At 39.4% G+C, this 19,668-nt stretch carries 18 protein-coding genes and 1 other annotated feature; of the genes, 10 read left to right on the top strand and 8 right to left on the bottom strand.

Features of this window, described 5'->3' with window-relative positions:
* Window positions 1-43 precede the first annotated feature (43 nt).
* The 3 genes from PTI45_RS12785 to leuC form a co-directional block, all read right to left on the bottom strand.
* Window positions 44-1,471: an N-acetylmuramoyl-L-alanine amidase family protein gene (locus PTI45_RS12785; RefSeq protein ID WP_069327974.1), complete on the bottom strand. Its 1,428-nt coding sequence runs from the start codon at window positions 1,469-1,471 to the stop codon at window positions 44-46.
* A gap of 269 nt (window positions 1,472-1,740) precedes the next feature.
* The gene (leuD, locus tag PTI45_RS12780; RefSeq protein ID WP_069327973.1) at window positions 1,741-2,343 is read right to left on the bottom strand and encodes a 3-isopropylmalate dehydratase small subunit; all 603 of its coding nucleotides are present in this window, start codon (window positions 2,341-2,343) and stop codon (window positions 1,741-1,743) included.
* A 17-nt stretch (window positions 2,344-2,360) separates the two neighbouring features.
* Complete coding sequence (gene leuC, locus PTI45_RS12775) at window positions 2,361-3,782, bottom strand: 3-isopropylmalate dehydratase large subunit (protein ID WP_069327972.1); 1,422 nt, start codon at window positions 3,780-3,782, stop codon at window positions 2,361-2,363.
* Window positions 3,783-4,026: 244 nt separating this feature from the next.
* Between leuC and PTI45_RS12770 the strand changes: the two genes are divergently transcribed.
* Window positions 4,027-4,950 (top strand): LysR family transcriptional regulator, encoded by a 924-nt coding sequence (locus PTI45_RS12770; protein ID WP_069327971.1) that lies wholly within the window; start codon window positions 4,027-4,029, stop codon window positions 4,948-4,950.
* Between the two features lie 130 nt (window positions 4,951-5,080).
* On the opposite strand, the gene PTI45_RS12765 is transcribed toward PTI45_RS12770, so the two are convergent.
* Window positions 5,081-5,608, bottom strand: coding sequence for an NAD(P)H-dependent oxidoreductase (locus tag PTI45_RS12765; protein ID WP_069327970.1), 528 nt, complete (start codon window positions 5,606-5,608; stop codon window positions 5,081-5,083).
* 116 nt (window positions 5,609-5,724) lie between these two features.
* Between PTI45_RS12765 and PTI45_RS12760 the strand changes: the two genes are divergently transcribed.
* Together PTI45_RS12760 and PTI45_RS12755 are read left to right on the top strand one after the other, a co-directional pair.
* Window positions 5,725-6,096: a winged helix-turn-helix transcriptional regulator gene (locus tag PTI45_RS12760; RefSeq protein WP_069327969.1), complete on the top strand. Its 372-nt coding sequence runs from the start codon at window positions 5,725-5,727 to the stop codon at window positions 6,094-6,096.
* Window positions 6,097-6,275: 179 nt separating this feature from the next.
* Complete coding sequence (locus PTI45_RS12755; RefSeq protein WP_069327968.1) at window positions 6,276-6,989, top strand: DsbA family oxidoreductase; 714 nt, start codon at window positions 6,276-6,278, stop codon at window positions 6,987-6,989.
* Between the two features lie 165 nt (window positions 6,990-7,154).
* Here PTI45_RS12755 and PTI45_RS12750 read toward each other — a convergent pair whose 3' ends face one another.
* The 3 genes from PTI45_RS12750 to PTI45_RS12740 form a co-directional block, all read right to left on the bottom strand.
* Complete coding sequence (locus PTI45_RS12750; RefSeq protein ID WP_069327967.1) at window positions 7,155-7,778, bottom strand: alpha/beta hydrolase; 624 nt, start codon at window positions 7,776-7,778, stop codon at window positions 7,155-7,157.
* A gap of 22 nt (window positions 7,779-7,800) precedes the next feature.
* The gene (locus PTI45_RS12745) at window positions 7,801-8,748 is read right to left on the bottom strand and encodes a ring-cleaving dioxygenase (protein WP_069327966.1); all 948 of its coding nucleotides are present in this window, start codon (window positions 8,746-8,748) and stop codon (window positions 7,801-7,803) included.
* Window positions 8,749-9,136: 388 nt separating this feature from the next.
* Entirely contained in the window at window positions 9,137-9,952 is an 816-nt protein-coding gene (locus PTI45_RS12740) for a carbon-nitrogen family hydrolase (protein WP_069327965.1), read from the bottom strand.
* A 255-nt stretch (window positions 9,953-10,207) separates the two neighbouring features.
* Here PTI45_RS12740 and PTI45_RS12735 point away from each other — a divergent pair, with 255 nt between their 5' ends.
* The 7 genes from PTI45_RS12735 (at window position 10,208) to mtnB (ending at window position 17,750) form a co-directional block, all read left to right on the top strand.
* Window positions 10,208-11,428, top strand: a complete 1,221-nt coding sequence (locus tag PTI45_RS12735) for a pyridoxal phosphate-dependent aminotransferase (RefSeq protein WP_069327964.1) — start codon at window positions 10,208-10,210, stop codon at window positions 11,426-11,428.
* A 92-nt stretch (window positions 11,429-11,520) separates the two neighbouring features.
* Window positions 11,521-11,746 (top strand) — a binding site (T-box leader).
* A gap of 64 nt (window positions 11,747-11,810) precedes the next feature.
* A complete protein-coding gene (proB, locus tag PTI45_RS12730) occupies window positions 11,811-12,947 on the top strand; it encodes a glutamate 5-kinase (RefSeq protein ID WP_342672121.1) in 1,137 nt (378 codons plus the stop codon).
* Between the two features lie 47 nt (window positions 12,948-12,994).
* Complete coding sequence (locus PTI45_RS12725; protein WP_069327963.1) at window positions 12,995-14,242, top strand: glutamate-5-semialdehyde dehydrogenase; 1,248 nt, start codon at window positions 12,995-12,997, stop codon at window positions 14,240-14,242.
* Window positions 14,243-14,351: 109 nt separating this feature from the next.
* Complete coding sequence (gene proC, locus PTI45_RS12720) at window positions 14,352-15,224, top strand: pyrroline-5-carboxylate reductase (RefSeq protein WP_069327989.1); 873 nt, start codon at window positions 14,352-14,354, stop codon at window positions 15,222-15,224.
* Complete coding sequence (locus PTI45_RS12715; protein WP_069327962.1) at window positions 15,221-16,435, top strand: 2,3-diketo-5-methylthiopentyl-1-phosphate enolase; 1,215 nt, start codon at window positions 15,221-15,223, stop codon at window positions 16,433-16,435. Before proC ends, PTI45_RS12715 begins: the two co-directional genes overlap by 4 nt.
* A complete protein-coding gene (locus PTI45_RS12710) occupies window positions 16,432-17,109 on the top strand; it encodes a 2-hydroxy-3-keto-5-methylthiopentenyl-1-phosphate phosphatase (RefSeq protein ID WP_069327961.1) in 678 nt (225 codons plus the stop codon). Before PTI45_RS12715 ends, PTI45_RS12710 begins: the two co-directional genes overlap by 4 nt.
* Window positions 17,106-17,750, top strand: coding sequence for a methylthioribulose 1-phosphate dehydratase (mtnB, locus tag PTI45_RS12705; protein WP_069327960.1), 645 nt, complete (start codon window positions 17,106-17,108; stop codon window positions 17,748-17,750). Before PTI45_RS12710 ends, mtnB begins: the two co-directional genes overlap by 4 nt.
* 465 nt (window positions 17,751-18,215) lie before the next feature.
* Here mtnB and PTI45_RS12700 read toward each other — a convergent pair whose 3' ends face one another.
* On the bottom strand, window positions 18,216-18,647 hold the full coding sequence (locus PTI45_RS12700; RefSeq protein ID WP_069327959.1) for a LysM peptidoglycan-binding domain-containing protein: 432 nt from the start codon (window positions 18,645-18,647) through the stop codon (window positions 18,216-18,218).
* Window positions 18,648-19,668 lie beyond the last annotated feature (1,021 nt).

The raw sequence follows: 19,668 nt of genomic DNA, 5'->3' as shown, positions 1-19,668 counted from the left end.
AAATATAGATAAGACTGATCTTTTTGTACACATGTATTTTCTTTTAGGATACCCCTAAATATTCTTTGATTCCTTTAACGACCCCTTCAGCAACAGCTTGTTGTCTGGATGCATCGTTCATTTTGGATTCTTCCGATTTGTTACTGATAAATCCAACTTCTAGTAGTACCGCAGGCATTGTCGTTTCACGAATAACATGGAAATTACCATATTGAACGCCACGATTTTTAAAACCTGTAGCTGCAACCAGATACTTGTGAATCGTCTGTGCTAGCTTTTTACTATTACTGCGTTGGTAATACGTTTCTGTACCGGAAGCCGCAGAAGAACTACTGCTGTTCGCGTGAATAGAGACAAATAGATCAGCATTTAGCTTCTCTGCTACTTTCACACGTTGTTTCAGTTCAAGGAACGTATCATCAGAACGTGTAAGTACTACATCAATATTTGGATCTTGTTTAAGAATAGCTTCTACTTTAAGGGCTACAGCAAGATTCAAAGCTTTCTCTGTACTTACAGAACCAACAGCTCCTGGATCTTGATATCCATGTCCTGCATCAATTACGACTACTTTTTTACCGGAGTTCCCTACAGCAGATCCAGGTTGTGTTGTTCCTTCTGTGCTTGTTGGAGGTGTAGGTTTGGTTCCGTTATCCGGTGTTAGATCGACAATTAACAATCCGTCACCTTCGTTAAAGACTTCGTAATTCTGCTTATTGTTCAAATCAATTACAATTCGAATAGAAGATGGATCTGTACTGTACTGTGAGTAACGGATTTGAGAAACTTTATCATTGTTCTCTACAGCCAGTGTTTGAATTTGTCCTGCACTTGCAGATTGACCTTGAGCAAAGCCGCCACCAAAGTCAGAATTAGGCAGATCAATAACGATTCGATTCGGTGAATCCATTTTGGATACTTTTGGTGTTACGTTTTTGTCCAGTGTAACCAATAAGCGGCTTTCACTAAAACTAATACCGTTCACCAGTGCAAGACCGTTCTCGGCGTTTGATCCTGATTCCGAAGTCGTTCCTCCGCCGGTGCTCGTGCCTGTTGTTGCCAACGTGACAATTTTGTCGCTGTTATTCCAGTTTACTTTGATCCCCATCTGTTCACTAACCAGACGAATGGGTACTAATGTAGTACCATTTTGAACAACCGGTGCTGTATTCAGCGTATACGTTTGGTTATCGACAGAAGCCGATTTTTTGCCAATATTCAATGTGATTGATTTACCTTCGCCATCAATCGCAACCTTACCATCATCTTGATTCCAGGTTACTTGATAACCCAGTTCCTGAGAAATCACACGAATCGGCACCATCACCGAACCATCCATATTCTGTACTTCTTCTGGAATACTAAGTTGCTGTCCATTTAATACAACACGTGTGTTCGTGGCAGCATCACCGATGTGGGGAAAGGACCACATAAACGCAAACAAAAATAACAAAAAAGCAAATTTCTTCATTCTTCACCCCTACCATTCCCGTTTTTTATTACCGAACTTCTTGTACGGCTCCTACCGGTTTTCACATACAACCCGACGATTGTTTAGACGCTCAACTTGGTCAAAAGTTGCGAGTCTTTTACAATCTTAACAGAATGAACGCGACCTTTCCTTAAATTTAAAAATGTTACGTCAATGTAACCTTAAAATTCAAGGCGATTTTAACAAAATAAAAATGCACAACCCGCTGTCATAAGTACTATCGACAGGGTTATGCATTTTTTTAAGAATTATACGAATAAATGCTGAGCTTTATTATTTTCGTAGGTTGTAATATCTGCTTCATGTTGTAAAGTTAGTCCGATATCATCCAGCCCTTGAAGTAAAAATTGGCGACGATGCTCATCCAGATCAAAATCAATCGTTAGACCATAATCATCGGACAATTGTTTGTTCTCCAAATCTACTTTTAGACGGTAACCTTCATGATCGGCTGTACGTTGGAAAATGTCTTGTACTTGCTCTTCAGACAATTTGACAGGTAAAATTCCGTTTTTGAAGCAGTTATTATAGAAAATATCTGCAAATGATGGTGCGATAACACAACGGAATCCATAATCCATAATCGCCCACGGTGCATGCTCACGAGAAGAACCGCAACCAAAGTTCGCACGGGAAACCAGTACAGAAGCTCCTTCGTAACGAGGTTTATTCATTTCAAAATCTTGATTCACATTGCCCGCTTCATCCCAGCGCCATTCGTAAAATAGAAATTGTCCAAAACCTGTACGTTCGATTCTTTTCAAAAACTGCTTAGGAATAATAGCATCTGTATCGACATTTACACGGTCTACAGGAGCCACGATCCCGTTTAATTGTTTAAATTCTTCCATGGATAATTACCCCTCTCCTAGTTCAATACTTCTGATTTGAAATTCCAGTCACGTACATCGGTAAAGTGTCCTGTGATCGCCGCTGCTGCTGCCATTGCTGGAGAAACTAGATGCGTACGTCCACCACGTCCTTGGCGCCCTTCAAAGTTACGATTCGATGTTGAAGCACAGCGTTGTCCAGGTTGTAATACATCCGGGTTCATCGCTAGACACATACTGCATCCTGCTTCACGCCATTCAAAACCAGCTTCTTTAAATACCACATCCAAACCTTCTTTTTCCGCTTGAATCTTCACGCGTCCAGAACCAGGAACGACGATAGCTGTCAAACGATCCGAAACAGTATATCCTTTCGCTACAGCTGCTGCTGCACGCAAATCTTCAATACGTCCATTGGTACAAGAACCGATAAATACATAATCAACCGGAATTTCAGCCATCGGTGTACCCGGAGCCAAATCCATATATTCAAGTGCTTTTTCAGCAGCTCTACGTTCATTTTCAGTCGTGAAATCAGCAGGGTTCGGTACGGAAGAAGTAATATCTGTACCCATACCCGGACTTGTTCCCCAGGTTACTTGTGGAATCAATGCATCGACATCAAATTCAAGCACAGTATCATACTCTGCATCTGCATCTGTTGTTAACTGTTCCCAACGTGCTACAGCTTCTTCAAATGCTACGCCTTGTGGAACATATTGGCGACCACGAAGATATTCGATCGTTGTTGCGTCTGGTGCGATTAGACCTGCTCTTGCACCACCTTCAATGGACATATTACATACAGTCATACGTTCTTCCATCGTTAACTCACGAATCGCTTCACCTGTATACTCCAATACATAACCTGTTGCAAAGTCAGTACCATATTTGGCGATAACGCCCAAGATCATATCTTTTGCTGTAACGCCCGGTTTGCGTGACCCATTAAAACGAATTTCCATCGTTTTGGACTTGGATTGTTGCAAACACTGTGTTGCCATAACATGTTCTACTTCACTGGTTCCGATACCAAAAGCAAGAGCACCAAAAGCTCCATGAGTTGATGTATGACTATCTCCGCACACGATTGTTTTGCCCGGATGAGTTAGACCCAATTCTGGACCCATAACATGGACAACCCCTTGATCAATCGTATCAAGATCAAATAGTTTGACTCCAAAATCTGCACAGTTCTGACTTAATGTATCAATTTGTTGCTTAGAAATTGGATCTTTAATATTAAAACGATCTGTTGTCGGTACGTTATGATCCATCGTTGCAAACGTTAATTCTGGACGACGTACTTTACGATTGCTTAAACGTAAACCTTCAAATGCTTGCGGAGACGTTACTTCATGTACTAAGTGTAGATCAATATACAAAATACTCGGTTGATTTTCTTGTTGAAAAATAACGTGATTATCCCAAATTTTCTCGTACAATGTTTTTTTACTCATTATTTTCACCCCATCATAAGATTCGGACTAAGTCAGCGAACATTCTCTTGCAGCAGATTACGATGGCTGCAATGAAATCTTGGACCTGAGAATGAAGCACCGCTTTATATTGAATCTAATATAACATCCTATGCTATATTGTTCCAAGATATAATAACTATAGAAGTTATAGGCTATACTTATAAGTGAACTTTTATTAAAATAGATGTATAAAAACAATAGATGTACGAAGGAGCAACTGAACATGGAACTTAGACAATTGCAATATGCGTTACAAATAGCCGCTGAACGTAACTTTTCACGTGCAGCCGAGAAATTACATATTGCTCAACCTTCACTTAGTCAGCAATTATCCAAATTAGAAAAAGAATTAGGGGTGCTTCTGTTCCAGCGGAATACCAGTACTGTAGAATTAACTCATGCAGGTGCTAATTTTGTAGAACAAGCGCAAAAGATTATTGATGCAGTGGAACAGTTACGTCAAGAAATGGCAGATATTTCGCAATTACAAAGTGGACGTGTTGTGGTTGGTAGTATGCAGATTACCGGTTCACATTTACTCCCTCATGTATTACCTGCTTTCCGTGCTGCTTATCCGCAGATTGAAGTTATCTTAATAGAAGATACTTCGCTGAATCTGGAAAAGTTAACTGCAAGTGGTAAAACTGATTTGAGTCTACTGGCTCTTCCACTGACAGAACCTTCACTAACTTATGAACCCGTTGGCGATGAATTGATCGACCTAGCTGTACCCCCTAATCATCCTTTAGCTCAGCGCTTTGCGAATGGTGATCATCGACCTGTACAATTAAAAGAATTAGAACATGAACCATTTATCGTACTCAAAAAAGGACAAGGATTCCGCAAAATTGTATTCGATGTCTGTAAAGAAGCAGGATTTGAGCCACAAGTGGTATTTGAAAGTAATAATATTGAGACGATCCAATCTTTGGTTGCTACTGGAATGGGTGTTACTTTTGTGCCTCATTATATTGCACGGGCACGACGTGGCGAGTTTTTACCAATTTATTTGCCTTTAGCCGAACCGATTCCAAGCCGTACCCTGGTCATTGCACGTCGCAAAGGACGCTACCTCTCCAAAGCCGCTGAAGCTTTTGTGCAGACTTTTAAAGAAACAATGATCAATGTAGTGAATCCTGAACAATAAAAATAAGGAGAAGACATGAACTGTCTCTCCCTATTTCTACATTTGAATTTTTATACAAAGACTAGCACTTGATGAATCGTAAAATACTTTATCATCGAAAGTCATCTTCTTAACGAAAAAGATTCTTCTTTTAAAGATTTTGCAGAAAATCAATATATCCTGAAATACTTTCTTCAATACGTACAGGAGTAGATTCGTGTTCTGCACTATAGAAAGCGGTAAAGCCTTGATACGAAGCATGAATATAATCGAATGTCATTTCAAAAGGAAGTAATATTTGTTCTAACGTATAACGATATTTTCCTTCGGGTTGATAATCAGCTTCACTTACGCCTACAGTTACTGCAATAGCGACTTTACGATCAGTAAATACTTTACCTGTTGAACCGTATGCCCAACCATATAATAATACTTCATCCAACCATTTTTTCAAAAGTGGCGGCGAATTAAACCAGTATAATGGAAATTGAAAAACAATGTGATCATGAGCTTCAACTAGTGCTTGTTCTTGCTCCACATTTATTTTTTCGTCAGGATAGACTTTATACAATTCATGGATAGTAAATTGATCTGGATACTGTTCCAGTTCTTTGACCCAACGTTTATTAATCACAGAATCCTCCATATGGGGATGCGTTACAATAACTAATGTTTTCATATAAACCTCCATCATGATTACGCGTATTTATGTTGCTTCAATCATTGTATGGTGGATTACATTTTAAAAAAAGTACGCACTTTAATGTTAGATACTAACCTAAAGGAGAGTATGTTATGCATATCGGTAACTATAGTCTGACAGGCGTTGACCTTAAAGATACAGGATTTGGCTACACCCTCTCACTGGTAGGTGGGAAATATAAAATGATCGTGATGTACTGGTTAGCCGGCGAAAATAAAGTGATGCGCTATAATGAACTCAAGCGCTCGATCGGTACGATTTCTTTCAAAACGTTAAGTGTTACACTAAAAGAATTAGAACAAGATCAGCTAATCATCCGTACGGAATATCCACAAGTACCACCTAAAGTAGAATACCGTTTATCTGCACGGGGGCAATCTTTGATACCTATTTTGGATATGATGTGTGATTGGGGCGAACAAAATCAGTTAGAGCAGGATGTATTAGAATCCAATCCACTATAAAAAAACAGCAAAAACAATAGTAATCATATCTTAATTACAAAAAGTAATAAAAATACTATTAATAACAATGGATTGCGTTTATACTGGAGATAGTGCAACTAACATGATTACACCTTATAGATCGTTTTATTTATATTTATCAATGTGCATTCTATTTATTTTACTGGAGGATTATACCTATGAAAATTGAAGTTTGGTCAGATTATCAATGTCCATTTTGTTATATCGGCAAAGCACGTCTTAATAAAGCGTTAGAACAATTTCCGAATCGGGACGAAGTAGAAGTTAGTTTCCGTAGCTTTGAGTTGGACCCGAATGCTGCTAAAGATATTCCAATGAATATGTACGAAATGTTAATGAACAAATATGGCTTAACGTTAGAACAAGTGAAGCAAAACAGCGCTAACTTATGGCAACAAGCTAAAAATGAAGGTTTAGATTTCCAATTTGATACGATGGTATTAACCAACAGCTTTGATGCGCATCGTCTACTCAAATTTGCCGCTAAACAGGGTAAAGAAGCAGAAATGAACGAAGCTTTATTCCGTGCTTATTTTACAGATTCATTGCATATTGGAGATCATGATACATTGCTTGATATCGCTGAACGTGTAGGCTTGGATCGTACCGAGACACAGACTTTTTTGAACAGCGAACAATTGGGCAAAGAAGTTCGTCAAGATGAACAACAAGCGAATCAATTAGGTGTAACTGGAGTTCCTTTCTTTGTTGTTAATAACAAATATGGTATCTCTGGAGCACAACCGACAGAAGTCTTCCTAAATACATTGCAAGATGTATGGGCAGAAGATCATCCATTACAAATGATCAATAGCACTGAAGGCGATGTATGTGTAGATGGTTCATGTATCGTACCTGACCAAAAATCGTAAGCTATATTCGTAGTAACATCTTTATTTCATAATAATCGGTCATCAAAAAACGCTTCTGTTATGTATTAACGTACAATCCTTGAGATAAGCCTAATCTATCTAAGGGTTTACGTTTAATACAGCAGAAGCGTTTTTTAACCTTTTTTTGAAATTCATGGTGAACTTTTAGGATACGAACTGTTGGTTATACCATTGTACCGCTGCTTCCACTTCGGTTGCAGTTAATTGGTGTCCGTAATTTTCCCAATGCAGATGTAAATTTGCCTGTGCATCTACAAAATACTTCGCTAATTCTTCTGTTTCTGCGCGAGGAATAATCGGATCATTGGTACCTGAACCCATAAAGATCGGAATACCTGAAAGATCAGGCACGGTTACACTGCGAAGTGGAACCATCGCATGATGCAGAACAGCTCCTTTTAACGATTGATTATCATGGAAAAGTAAGCTTGCTGCAATATTAGCACCATTGGAATATCCCACAGCTACAATATTGCGACGATCAAATCCATACTCGACTGCGGCTTCATCCAAAAACGTATTCAATTCATGCGTACGAGCAATCAAATCAGGCTCATCGAATACTCCTTCTGCCAAGCGACGGAAAAAGCGTGGCATTCCATTTTCCAAAACAGCTCCACGCACACCCAATATCGAAGCTGTTGGTGCAAGACGTTGTGCTAAAGGAATCAAATCATTTTCTGTTCCACCTGTACCATGTAACAATAAGAGTAACGGTTGTGAAGGATCGCTTCCTTGTTTAAAAATATGCTTTAAAGTCAGTGTCATTTTCTATTCCTCCATTCTTTATTTATGATTGAGCTGATACTTTACGAACTTCGATCGGTAATAGATTGTTTTCGATCAATTCACGTTGTGGTTCATACCATTCAGGTAACATTAATTTTTGTCCTAATTGATCAGCTGGTTCATCATTAGCGAATCCTGGAGGATCTGTAGCAATTTCAAATAAGATTCCACCTTCTTCACGGAAGTAGACTGCATTGAAATATTGACGATCAATCACTGGTGTAGGTTGGAATCCTCCTGCTTCAACTTGTTCACGCCATAGTTCATGCTCTGCAAAGTCAGCCGCACGCCATGCGATATGATGAACGGTTCCTGCTCCAGCAATCCCTCTTGGTAATTCGCGAGAATTGACATCAATAATATTACCAATCTCTCCATCGGCTTGAAAACGAACATATCCATCTTCTTCCGCAATTTTGGTTAATCCCAGTACATGCTCTACTGTATGCAATGTTTTAGCTGGTGCTGCGCTAAATAATACACCACCACCGAATCCTTTGATCGCTTGGGCAGCCGTAATCCCGTCCCATTCCCATGTACTCTGTGCGCCGCCTTCACGTTCTACCAATTCGATCCGTAGACCATCATGATCTTCAAATCGCAATAACTGTTCGCCAAAACGTTGAACCGGTTCGAAGCGAATACCTAATCGAGTTAAGCGCTCTTTCCAGAAATCAAGTGATCCTGTTGGAACAGCAAATACTGTAATTCCTAGTTGTCCTGCTCCAACGGCTCCTTTACGTGCACCTGGTTGTGGGAAAAAGGTAACGATCGTTCCTGGACTACCGCCAGCATCTCCGAAGTACAAATGATATACATCGGGTGCATCAAAGTTAATTGTTTTTTTAACCATATGCAATCCAAGTACGCCTGCATAGAAATCAACATTACGTTGTGGATCAGATACGAAAGAAGTGATGTGGTGAATACCTGCTGTGCGAAGTGTCATAATAATAATCTCCTTTTTGTTAATTCATTTTTTTAATTTTGATTTTAAATGATTTTTGAATGACCTTATTTGAAATATCTTTAAGTTAAACTAATTACGTGTATGAATGTCTAAGTTGTAAGCTCGTGTTGTATATCTTTATTATAAACAGTTTGCACAATAACAAAAGACCTTTAGGGAAGAATGTTGCTGAACACCGAACTAACTAACTTTTAGTAAGTTAAAAAATTTAAATTAGGATTGTTTTCTTCTTTTGTGCGAGATCGTTCATTTGTATGCTCATCTACTCTTTCTAAATGACAGCATAAAAAAGCGGAAATAATAGCACATGATATATGCTGTATTATTTCCGCTTGTGTAGAATCTATGTGTTACCTCGTATGCTGTTTTACTTTTGTTCATGAATATATAATTCAGGACGGCGATCTGCAAATACAGGAATACGCCCACGTACTTCATCTGCTAGATCAAGATCTATCGTCGCACTAATGATTCCTTCTACTTCATCCCCTTCAGCTAATACTTCACCCCAAGGATCAATAATCATCGAATGTCCGAAAAATTCACTTTTCTCGTCCCGTCCGACTCGATTGCAAGCCACGACATACATTTGATTCTCAATCGCACGTGCAGTCAGTAGTGTACGCCAATGATGCATACGTGGATGAGGCCATTCCGCAGGCACGAACCAGATCTGTGCACCGGCTAGAGCTAGACTGCGTGCTAACTCGGGAAAGCGAAGATCATAACAAATCGAAGCGGCAGCCGTCACATCATGTAGAGGAAATAATGCTTTCTCCTCACCCGGTTGCATAAATTTCTCTTCGTTCATCAATTTGAACAAATGAATTTTATCGTATTTGGCAGTACGCTCGCCATCTGCTCCATACACATATAATGTATTGTAAAAACCACTTTCCCGTTGTTCTGATATCGAACCTCCTACCAGTACAATCTGATGTTGCTTAGCGATTTGGCTCATCCATGCGGTCAGCTTGCCATTTTCACGTTCAGCTAATCCTTCTAAGCGATCGAGAGCGTAACCGGTATTCCACATTTCAGGAAGTACGATTACATCGGGTCTTGGCGCCGCACTCATCGCTTGTGTAATCCATTGTTCAGCACGTTGTTGATTAACTGTAGGATTCGCAAGCTCAATATCCATTTGAATCAAAGCAATATGTAATTGACGTGTCTTATTCATTGGTTATAATCCCCTTTATCACAGCTTGAGTAGCTAGCTGAATCTAAGCTAGTTTTAATGTAGCATGAGTTTATTATTTTGGATATCCTCTATATAGAATCAGTAATATAGAATGGGCAACGAACCCTTCTGACTTTCGATTCCCTTAAATCTCCTGTATACTGATCGGAAAAATCATGATAGATTAGGAACACTTGAGGTTTTTTTAAATTTTAACAATCATACCATGAATTTAGCGGATACGGAGTGATAACGATGACTACTTCTTCAAACTCAAACTCAAATACAAATGAATTACCAAGTATATCAATACAACCTGCCAGTGTCATGAATCAACTGCCTGAACAATTTTTTGCCAAGCTTGTTCAAAATGTTAATCGTCAGGTTGCCGCAGGGCATGATGTTATTAACTTGGGGCAAGGAAATCCTGATCAACCAACCCCTCCACATATTGTAGAAGAATTACGTGAAGCCGCTGGAAATCCACAATATCATAAGTACTCGCCTTTTTCCGGTTATTCTTTTCTCAAAGAAGCGGCGGCACAACGTTATAAAGAAGATTATAATGTCGATCTTGATCCTGAGACAGAAGTTGCTATTTTATTCGGTGGCAAAACAGGTCTGATCGAAATTAGCCAAATTATGCTTGAACAAGGGGATGTATGTCTTGTTCCTGATCCGGGGTATCCTGATTACTGGTCTGGTGTTGCACTATCTGGTGCAGAGATGTCCTTTATGCCTTTGACAGAAGAAAATAAATACTTACCGGATTATAATGCAATTGCACCCGAAATATTAGAGAAAGCCAAGTTGATGTTTCTAAATTATCCGAACAACCCTACATCAGCGACAGCTCCTTACTCTTTCTATGAAGAAACAGTACAATTTGCAGCTAAGCATAATATTGTTGTTGCTAGCGATTTTGCTTATGGAGCGATAGGATTTGACGGAGAACAACCGGTGAGCTTTTTACAGATTCCGGGTGCCAAAGAAGTCGGCGTTGAGTTCTATACGTTATCCAAAACGTATAATATGGCTGGCTGGCGTGTTGCTTTTGCTCTAGGAAATAAAGAAATCATTCGTCTGATCAACTTAATGCAAGATCATGTGTATGTGAGTTTGTTTGGAGGTATTCAAGCAGCGGCAGCCAAAGCTTTAACAGAGTCACAACAATGTGTGACTGATCTGGTAGCTACCTATGAATCTCGCCGAAATGCTTTTTTTGCTGAATTGGAAAAAATCGGTTGGGAAGCTCAAGCACCTAAAGGTTCTTTCTTCGCCTGGTTGCCTACACCTAACGGCATGGGTTCAGAAGAATTTGCCACTTTATTGCTAGAAAAAGCACATGTCGCTGTAGCACCAGGAGTTGGCTTCGGAACCAAAGGTGAAGGGTATGTACGTATCGGTCTACTCACTTCTGAAGAACGGTTGCAAGAAGCGGTACGCCGTATTGGCAAGCTAGGATTATTCAAGTAAGTGATGCGGTGCTTGGCAAAAGCGCTTGATCATGCTATTCTAGTTTGCAACAAACAGTTAGCGTAAGCTTCATTGATACGCTATGGATACGAATGATTGTGATGACGGGAACAGTACGTAAACCTGCGGTGTGTATAGAGAGTGAATCCCAGCGGCTGAAAGGATTCGCCACCAGCTCTTACCGAACCTACCCCCGAACTTTTAGCGCCTATAACGCTGAACGGATACCTACCGTTATCTTGGATATTTAAGCCGGACAGAACGATAGATTCTGTCAATAAAGGTGGTACCGCGGGAGCTCAGACTTTCGTCCTTTGCATTGTATGTTGATGTAGAGGATGAAAGTCTTTTTTGTTTATATTCTAACTAAATATAGAAATGGATAGGCAGTTATAAAGGAGTGAACATATTGTCAAATCAGCGTATTGTTGTCAAGATTGGGAGCAGCTCGCTAACCGGACCACAAGGAGGACTTGATCATCAAGCTGTTGATTTTTTTGCAGATGAGATCGCCTCGTTACAGCGTGCAGGGTACTCTGTGCTTTTGGTCACCTCGGGAGCTGTAGCCGCAGGATTTAGAGAAATAGGCTATCCTTCACGTCCCAAGTTATTACATGAAAAGCAAGCCGCCGCTTCGGTCGGTCAAGCCCTGCTGATGCGTGATTATCAACAAGCTTTTGCACGTCATGGCATAGTTAGTGGACAGGTATTATTAACCCGCAGTGATTTTAATAATCGGAAACGAACAGGCAATGCAACCATGACTATTGAAGAATTGCTGAAGCAAGGGGTTATTCCTATTTTCAATGAAAATGATACGGTATCTGTCGATGAATTGAAATTCGGTGATAATGATACATTATCTGCGCTGGTTGCTAATCTAGCACGTGCTTCGCAATTGATTATTCTAACGGACATGGAAGGATTGTATAGTGCTGATCCCCGTCATGATCCAACGGCTAAGCGATATGATCGCATTGATGAGATTACCGATGAAATCTATGCGGTTGCTGGAGGTTCGGGTTCTGCGGTAGGTACAGGTGGTATGCGTTCTAAGATTGATGCCGCCAAAATAGCCACTCGTGGCGGTGTACCTGTATTCGTTGGTCGTGTACGTGAAGTTGGTGATCTCAAAGCAGCGATTGATCATCATGGTAAAGGAACGTATTTTGTGACGCATGTCTCTGCACTTTCGATTAAAAAGCAATGGCTTGGCTTCTTATCTACTCCACTGGGCACCCTTATTGTTGATGATGGTGCAGCTCAAGCATTGACTCGCGAATATCGTAGTCTATTACCTGTTGGGATTAAGCAAGTGGAAGGTCAATTCCATGCCGGAGATGTGATTGAAGTGGTGAATCTCCAGCGTGAAGTACTAGGGCGGGGTATCGTCAATTATGATCATGATCAATTACAATTAATCTGTGGTCTACCTAGCTCTGAGGTATCGAAGCGATTAGGTATTGAAGATATCCACCGCTTAGAAGCTGTCCATCGGGATGAATGGGTTTCATTATAATATTTGATTTATACTTTAACTTATTAGGATAGAGGAGGTTTTTTATTATGAGTGAAGTATTACACAAGTCCACTCTTGCCAAACAAGCTTCGACTAGACTAGGTGCATTATCTACTGATCACAAAAATGAAGCGTTATTGATCATGGCCAAAGCGCTCATCTCTCATACAGATGAGATTATTACAGCCAATATCGAAGATTTAGAACGTGGACGGGCACAAGGAACATCGGAATCGATGTTAGACCGCCTACGTCTGGATAGCGTACGTATTGAAGGAATTGCTTCTGCTCTACGTCAAATCGCTGATCTGGATGATCCTGTAGGTGATCTTTTGGAAACGTTAGAACGTCCTAATGGATTGATTATCGAGAAGCTTCGTGTCCCTATTGGAGTGATCGGAATTATCTATGAAGCTCGTCCAAATGTCACTGTCGATGCGGCAGGATTATCTCTCAAAACTGGTAATGCTGTTGTTCTACGTGGTGGTTCTGCTGCCCTTTCTTCTAATCGTAAAATGGTTGAAGTGCTTCATCAAGCGCTTGAACAATCTGCTATTCCACGTGATGCCTTACAACTGATCGAAGATGCAGATCGTGCTTCTGTCAATGAAATGATGAAGCTGAATGGTATTATCGATGTTATTATTCCACGTGGTGGTCATTCTTTAATCCAAAATGTGGTTCAAAATTCAACTGTTCCTGTGATTGAGACGGGAGCAGGCATCTGCCATACCTTTATTGATGCTACAGCAGATCATCAGATGGCATTAGACATAGCGATCAATGCTAAAGTACAGCGTCCTTCCGTCTGTAATTCGATGGAAACACTTTTGGTGCATACAGACTATGACCAGACTGCTTTTATCGCACTTGCTGAAGCTTTACGTGAGGATCAGGTAGAAATTCGGGGTTGCGCAGGAACACGTCAATTGATTCCATGGGCAAAAGAAGTGACTGAACAAGATTATGCTACCGAATATAATGACTATATTTTGAATATCAAAATTGTAGCTAATCTGGATGAAGCATTGCAACATATTGCGACTTATGGCACGATGCACTCGGAATGTATCGTTACCGCTGATGAGAATAATGCCAAACGCTTTATGCAGGAAGTCGATGCCGCTGCTGTGTACCACAATGCTTCTACTCGTTTTACTGATGGATTCGAATTCGGATTCGGGGCTGAAATTGGCATCAGTACACAGAAACTACATGCACGCGGTCCTATGGGATTACCTGCGCTCACTTCGACCAAATATCGTATTTACGGAAATGGTCAAATTCGTCAATAATATAAATATGAATCATAGGTTCATAAAAGATATTTTGCTCTGCAAAAATCATATTTGATTTAACTAGAAGATGTAGCGCTTGTAATACCAAGTGCTTGAAAGGATGAAAATGATGAGTCACCCTCAATCTTTACAAACGTTAATAACAGAACCTCTTTGTTTTTATGGATCAGGATCTATGGCAGAAGCAATTTTACGAGGGTTAGTGAATCGAGCTGTTGTGGTTCCTGCTCATGTAACGATGCTAAACCGTGGAAATAAGGAACGTTTAGATTATTTAGTACAACGTTACGGTGTTGCTGTCGCTGGAGAAGAATCAACACGTACAGCCGCTTTGCAACAAGCCAAAGTGATTGTACTAGCGATGAAACCTGTCGATGCAGCTCATGCACTTCGTCAGTTAGGACCTACTTTGACAGAAGATCAATTGATTGTTTCTGTAATTGCAGGTTTGGAAGTAGGTACGATTCAGCACTTACTCGGTCGCAAGCAACCTGTAGCACGTACCATGCCCAATACTTCAAGTAGTATCGGACTTGGAGCCACAGGTCTAGTCTTTTCGGAAGAAGTAAGTCTGGAACAACGTCAATTAGTTCATCATCTATTTGAAGCTGTCGGTACGGTAACCGAGATCGAAGAATCTCAAATGGAAACGTTGACCGGTATTTCAGGAAGTGGCCCTGCTTATATTTATTATGTGATGGAATCGATGATTCGTGCAGGAATCGAAGGCGGATTATCTGCTGAGCAAGCACGTGAACTTACGATTCAGACTGTAATTGGTGCTTCTCATATGGTACAACAAACCGGTGAAGAACCTGCTGCTCTGCGTGCCAAAGTTACTTCTCCTAATGGATCAACCGCAGCGGCGATTAAAGTATTTGAAGATGCACATATGCAAGACACGATTGTACGTGGTGTAGAACGCTGTGCAGAACGTTCTCGTGAGATGGGTGCTGCACTCAAGGAGGACAATTCATGAGTTATTGTATAGCTTCTTATCGTTGTTATGATAGCCAAGCTGATTTTCATAAAAAAGCTTCTTCAATTGCAATTGGGATGACGGTCGGTAGCTGGACCGAATTACCTGCCGCCAAGCAAGAATCTATGAAAAAGCATCTAGGTGAAGTCATTTCTGTTGAGGTGAATGAATCCGAACAAGGTGAGCGTTATGCGGATATCCAGATCGCTTACCCTGATGCTAACTTCAGTTCCGATATTCCTGCATTATTGATTACGGTATTTGGTAAAATTTCGATGGATGGTCAGATCAAATTAACCAACTTACAATTCTCAGATACGTTTTTAAGTTCTTTTACAGGCCCTAAATTTGGCATCCAAGGGGTACGTGATATTCTAGATGTTCCTGAACGTCCGTTATTAATGAGTATTTTCAAATCAGTGATCGGTCATGATCTGGATGAATTAACACGTCAATTTACAGCACAAGCTCTAGGTGGCGTGGATCTAATTAAAGACGATGAAATTTTATTTGAAAATGAATTAACACCGATCGAAAAACGTGTGGCTGCTTGTCGTAAAGCTGCCGATGATGTACAAGCACAAACAGGCAAAAAAGTACTGTATGCTGCTAATCTAACGGGGCATACTTTTAAATTAAAAGAACAAGCCAAAAAAGCAATCGATTCAGGAGCCAATGCTCTACTTCTTAATGTATTAGCTTATGGATACGATGTGCTTCATGAACTGGCACGCGATCCTGAGATCAATATTCCAATTATGGCACATCCATCGCTTGCAGGCGCTTATTACCCATCGCCTTATTATGGGATTTCGGCTTCGGTGTTACTGGGTCAATTAATGCGTATTGCGGGTGCTGATCTTGTATTATTCCCTTCTCCTTATGGCTCAGTAGTTATGCCTAAAGCAGAAAATATGGCGATTCGGGAGCAACTGGTATCCCCAGCCTTGCCTTTCCAGCATAGCTTCCCTGTACCTTCGGCTGGTATTCATCCAGGGCTTGTACCGTTGATTCTGAAAGACTTTGGTCATCAGGTAATTATTAATGCTGGTGGCGGTATTCACGGTCATCCCGAAGGTGCTAGCGCGGGTGGTAGAGCTTTCCAACAAGCTATAGATGCTGCCTTGGCAGGTACTTCACTTGCTGATCATGCCGCTCAAGGACATCAAGAACTTAGACAAGCATTAGAACTTTGGGGTGGAGAACGATGAGTGTAAGTAAACAACCGATTATTTTTTGTGATTTTGATGGTACGATTACCAATTCCGACAATATTGTTGCGATTATGAAACATTTCTCTCCTCCTGGATATGAAAAGATTATGAATGAAGTCGTCGGAGGTCAACGTTCGATTCGTGATGGTGTAGGCAAAATGTTTGCACTACTGCCTTCTTCACAAAAGCAAGAAATTGTGGATTATGTGATGAATACAGCCGGTATTCGTGAAGGATTTAGCGATTTTCTAGCTTTAGTTCATCGCCACCAAATTCCTTTTTATGTGACCAGCGGTGGAATCGACTTTTTCTTAAAACCATTATTAGCTCCTTTTGATATTGCAGAAGATCATATTTTCTGTAACGGTGCTGACTTTAGTGGTGAACATATTGAGATTGTATGGACTCATCCTTGTGATGAACATTGTCAAAATGATTGCGGAATGTGTAAAACGACGGTTATGCGTCAATTTTCACCGGATCAATATGAGCGTATCCTTATTGGAGATAGCTTAACTGATTTTGAAGGAGCTAAGATTGCTGATCTGGTCTACTCACGCTCTGTCTTAACAGACAAATGTGTAGAACTAGGGGTTTATCATGTACCTTTCCATACTTTCCATGATATTATTTCAGATTTTGGACAACGAATAGGAGCGATACATTCATGAGTTTTGTTAATATTCCTTTAGAGCATAAGCAAGCGGCATTACAAGAGCTAAGTGGCATCAAAGAGCAATTCGCTGCAAGACATTGGTTCCCAGGTACAAGCGGTAACTTATCGCTTCGTGTAGGCGACTACACGCCTGAGAACTTCCATTTTGCCATTACAGCAAGTGGTAAAGACAAATCAGTAAGCACACCGTCTGATTTCTTATTTGTAGATCAAGATGGTCGTCCTTGTGAGACTACCGGGCTAAAACCTAGTGCAGAGACATTAATTCATTGCGAAATCTATCGTGAAACCGGTTGTGGTGCCGTATTCCATGTACACACCGTATTCAATAATCTAGTAAGCGAATATTTTGGTGAACAAGGTGAAGTGCCGATTCAAGGATTAGAATTAATAAAAGCATTCAATATCTGGGAAGAAAATGCTGCGATTACGATCCCTGTTCTTCCTAACTATGCTGAAATTCCTAAAATTGCCGAATTGGTATCGGGTGTGTTAAATCAATCGATTCCAGGTATTCTGTTACGTGGACATGGTATCTATGCTTGGGGTCAAAACGCATTTGAAGCCAAACGCCATCTAGAAGCATTTGAGTTTATTTTTGAGTATATCTATCGTGATTTGCTACTAAGAAAATAAAAAGGGTCTTTGTGCCTTTTAAAAGATCGATGAAGTGATGATTTCGTCTATAGGATTAGATGATTTACTCTTATAGACGAAATTAATCTCTCTCTTACATGTAATCCGTTCGTGTTTGAAGATATAAAAATCAATATTAGGGTCATTTTTCTTAAATGAAGCGTTATCATTTTGGAAATATTTGAAAAAAACGTACAAAAAAGCTGACATTATAGTTAATGTCAGCTTTTTTTGTATGTAAAACACAATTTGTTGTTGCCCTTCATCACAAATACCCGTATACTGATTATAAATTAACAACAAGCGTACAGATGAACGAATTGATCTGCATTGCTTCACTTGAATATGTTGCATTTCGTATAAGAAATACCATAATAGAAACCATCTATGGCAGTAGATGGCTTCATGTATATCTTTATTGGTATTTTTCTATCCTATGCTCTTGGCCGATCAGATGGATAAATCTTATTTTTGCGGAATAGTCAATTGGTATCCAGCTGGAAGAAGATTGTTAGCAGCAATCAACTCATCTACAGTTACACCATATTGAGCAGCGATTTCAGTAAGGCTAGCACCTTGTGGAACAACTACAGTTACATTTGTTTTAGCTTGTGCTTCAGTAGCAGGTGTCTTAGCGGCATCTGTTTTTTCTTGTTCTGGAGCTGTTGTTGTTTCGTTAGAAGAACCGAACATTGAATTTACTTGTGCAGATACAGCAGCTTGGTAAGCAGCGTTTTCAGCACGTTTTTCTGCTTTGTCTTTGTTTTTTTGATGGTTAGAATCGTTAGTTGCAGCAGATACTTGGTGTGCTCCCAAAGGTGCTACTACGGATACTGCTCCCAAACTTGCTGCTACTACTGTAGACAATAATACTTTTTGAATTTTGCTGTTCATCATTTTGTATCTCTCCTAATTGAATGTTTTATTTTGTATTACTATGTGTTACGTGTTTGTGTTGATTTTAGATCACTCTATACGCTAACCACTTTAGCTTCTTATGAATAATTATGAGGTAGTAGTCATGTATTTGTAAGTATTCAGTACTTGTTTATCAGGGCAAAAGTAACTTTACTCCTATTTCAAATAAATTGCAACCCTACTGAAATGATTTTTATTATATTTTGCAAAATTAAATGTAACTACATAATAGAAACATACCTAATTAGTTTAGCGCTTACATTTTTCATAAACTTTTTACCATTTTAATATTTACTGTATATTTTTTCACATTCCGTTTACATTTCTGATTTGCTTCTTTTTTGTACATATTCTGTACACATTTTAGTAATGATGTTATATTAATTGACATATCAAGCGTTATTTATATAAAAATATTATCATATAAATACTTTTGAAGTTATAAATCCCTCTCTATATTCTTGCATTTCACTTGAAAAATATCCTTTTTAGGTTTGCTACCCTATGTAAATCCCTTGGTTACTCTGTAATCAGTTGTTTTTATTTTCACATTTCTCTTTTATCATTTATACTAGCGATCAATCTACTACATCACTCTTCATGTTATATATACCTCACACCTAACTAGCTAGCTATAATTTTCAATCTCCTTTTATTACAGACAAACTCCTTTTTCCAAATATAGGATAATGTATATTTATACTTTTTATTGAATGAATAACCTTAAATATTTTCTTTTAGTTCCTCCTTAGATTTATATCAAAATGACTCCAAAAAAGAAGATTTTGAGCATAAAAAAATATTTAAAAAGTTTTTAGAAACTCTTCTTTTTTACCTTTTTGAGTCTATTTTGTTCATATAGATTCTCCAAATATTTTCTAAAATATGTAGTCTTTTTATCTATCCAAATGAGTACAAATCTTCTCTTCTTCTATTTCATAAATTTCTGCATTTGATCTCTCTATACATTAGATAAATAGATCTAACACAAAAAAGACTG

Origin of the sequence: Paenibacillus nuruki (assembly GCF_001721045.1) — a bacterium.
Lineage (GTDB): Bacteria > Bacillota > Bacilli > Paenibacillales > Paenibacillaceae > Saccharibacillus > Saccharibacillus nuruki.
This window is presented reverse-complemented; position numbering and strand designations above follow the sequence as displayed.

Coding starts and splice junctions, on each gene's coding strand:
- mtnB (WP_069327960.1), top strand. CDS start 17,106: ATGAGTTTTGTTAATATTCCTTTAGAGCATAAGCAAGCGGCATTACAA.
- PTI45_RS12710 (WP_069327961.1), top strand. CDS start 16,432: ATGAGTGTAAGTAAACAACCGATTATTTTTTGTGATTTTGATGGTACG.
- PTI45_RS12715 (WP_069327962.1), top strand. CDS start 15,221: ATGAGTTATTGTATAGCTTCTTATCGTTGTTATGATAGCCAAGCTGAT.
- PTI45_RS12740 (WP_069327965.1), bottom strand. CDS start 9,952: ATGAATAAGACACGTCAATTACATATTGCTTTGATTCAAATGGATATT.
- PTI45_RS12770 (WP_069327971.1), top strand. CDS start 4,027: ATGGAACTTAGACAATTGCAATATGCGTTACAAATAGCCGCTGAACGT.
- PTI45_RS12750 (WP_069327967.1), bottom strand. CDS start 7,778: ATGACACTGACTTTAAAGCATATTTTTAAACAAGGAAGCGATCCTTCA.
- leuC (WP_069327972.1), bottom strand. CDS start 3,782: ATGAGTAAAAAAACATTGTACGAGAAAATTTGGGATAATCACGTTATT.
- PTI45_RS12700 (WP_069327959.1), bottom strand. CDS start 18,647: ATGATGAACAGCAAAATTCAAAAAGTATTATTGTCTACAGTAGTAGCA.
- proC (WP_069327989.1), top strand. CDS start 14,352: ATGATGAGTCACCCTCAATCTTTACAAACGTTAATAACAGAACCTCTT.
- leuD (WP_069327973.1), bottom strand. CDS start 2,343: ATGGAAGAATTTAAACAATTAAACGGGATCGTGGCTCCTGTAGACCGT.
- PTI45_RS12765 (WP_069327970.1), bottom strand. CDS start 5,608: ATGAAAACATTAGTTATTGTAACGCATCCCCATATGGAGGATTCTGTG.
- PTI45_RS12745 (WP_069327966.1), bottom strand. CDS start 8,748: ATGACACTTCGCACAGCAGGTATTCACCACATCACTTCTTTCGTATCT.
- PTI45_RS12735 (WP_069327964.1), top strand. CDS start 10,208: ATGACTACTTCTTCAAACTCAAACTCAAATACAAATGAATTACCAAGT.
- PTI45_RS12760 (WP_069327969.1), top strand. CDS start 5,725: ATGCATATCGGTAACTATAGTCTGACAGGCGTTGACCTTAAAGATACA.
- PTI45_RS12755 (WP_069327968.1), top strand. CDS start 6,276: ATGAAAATTGAAGTTTGGTCAGATTATCAATGTCCATTTTGTTATATC.
- PTI45_RS12725 (WP_069327963.1), top strand. CDS start 12,995: ATGAGTGAAGTATTACACAAGTCCACTCTTGCCAAACAAGCTTCGACT.
- PTI45_RS12785 (WP_069327974.1), bottom strand. CDS start 1,471: ATGAAGAAATTTGCTTTTTTGTTATTTTTGTTTGCGTTTATGTGGTCC.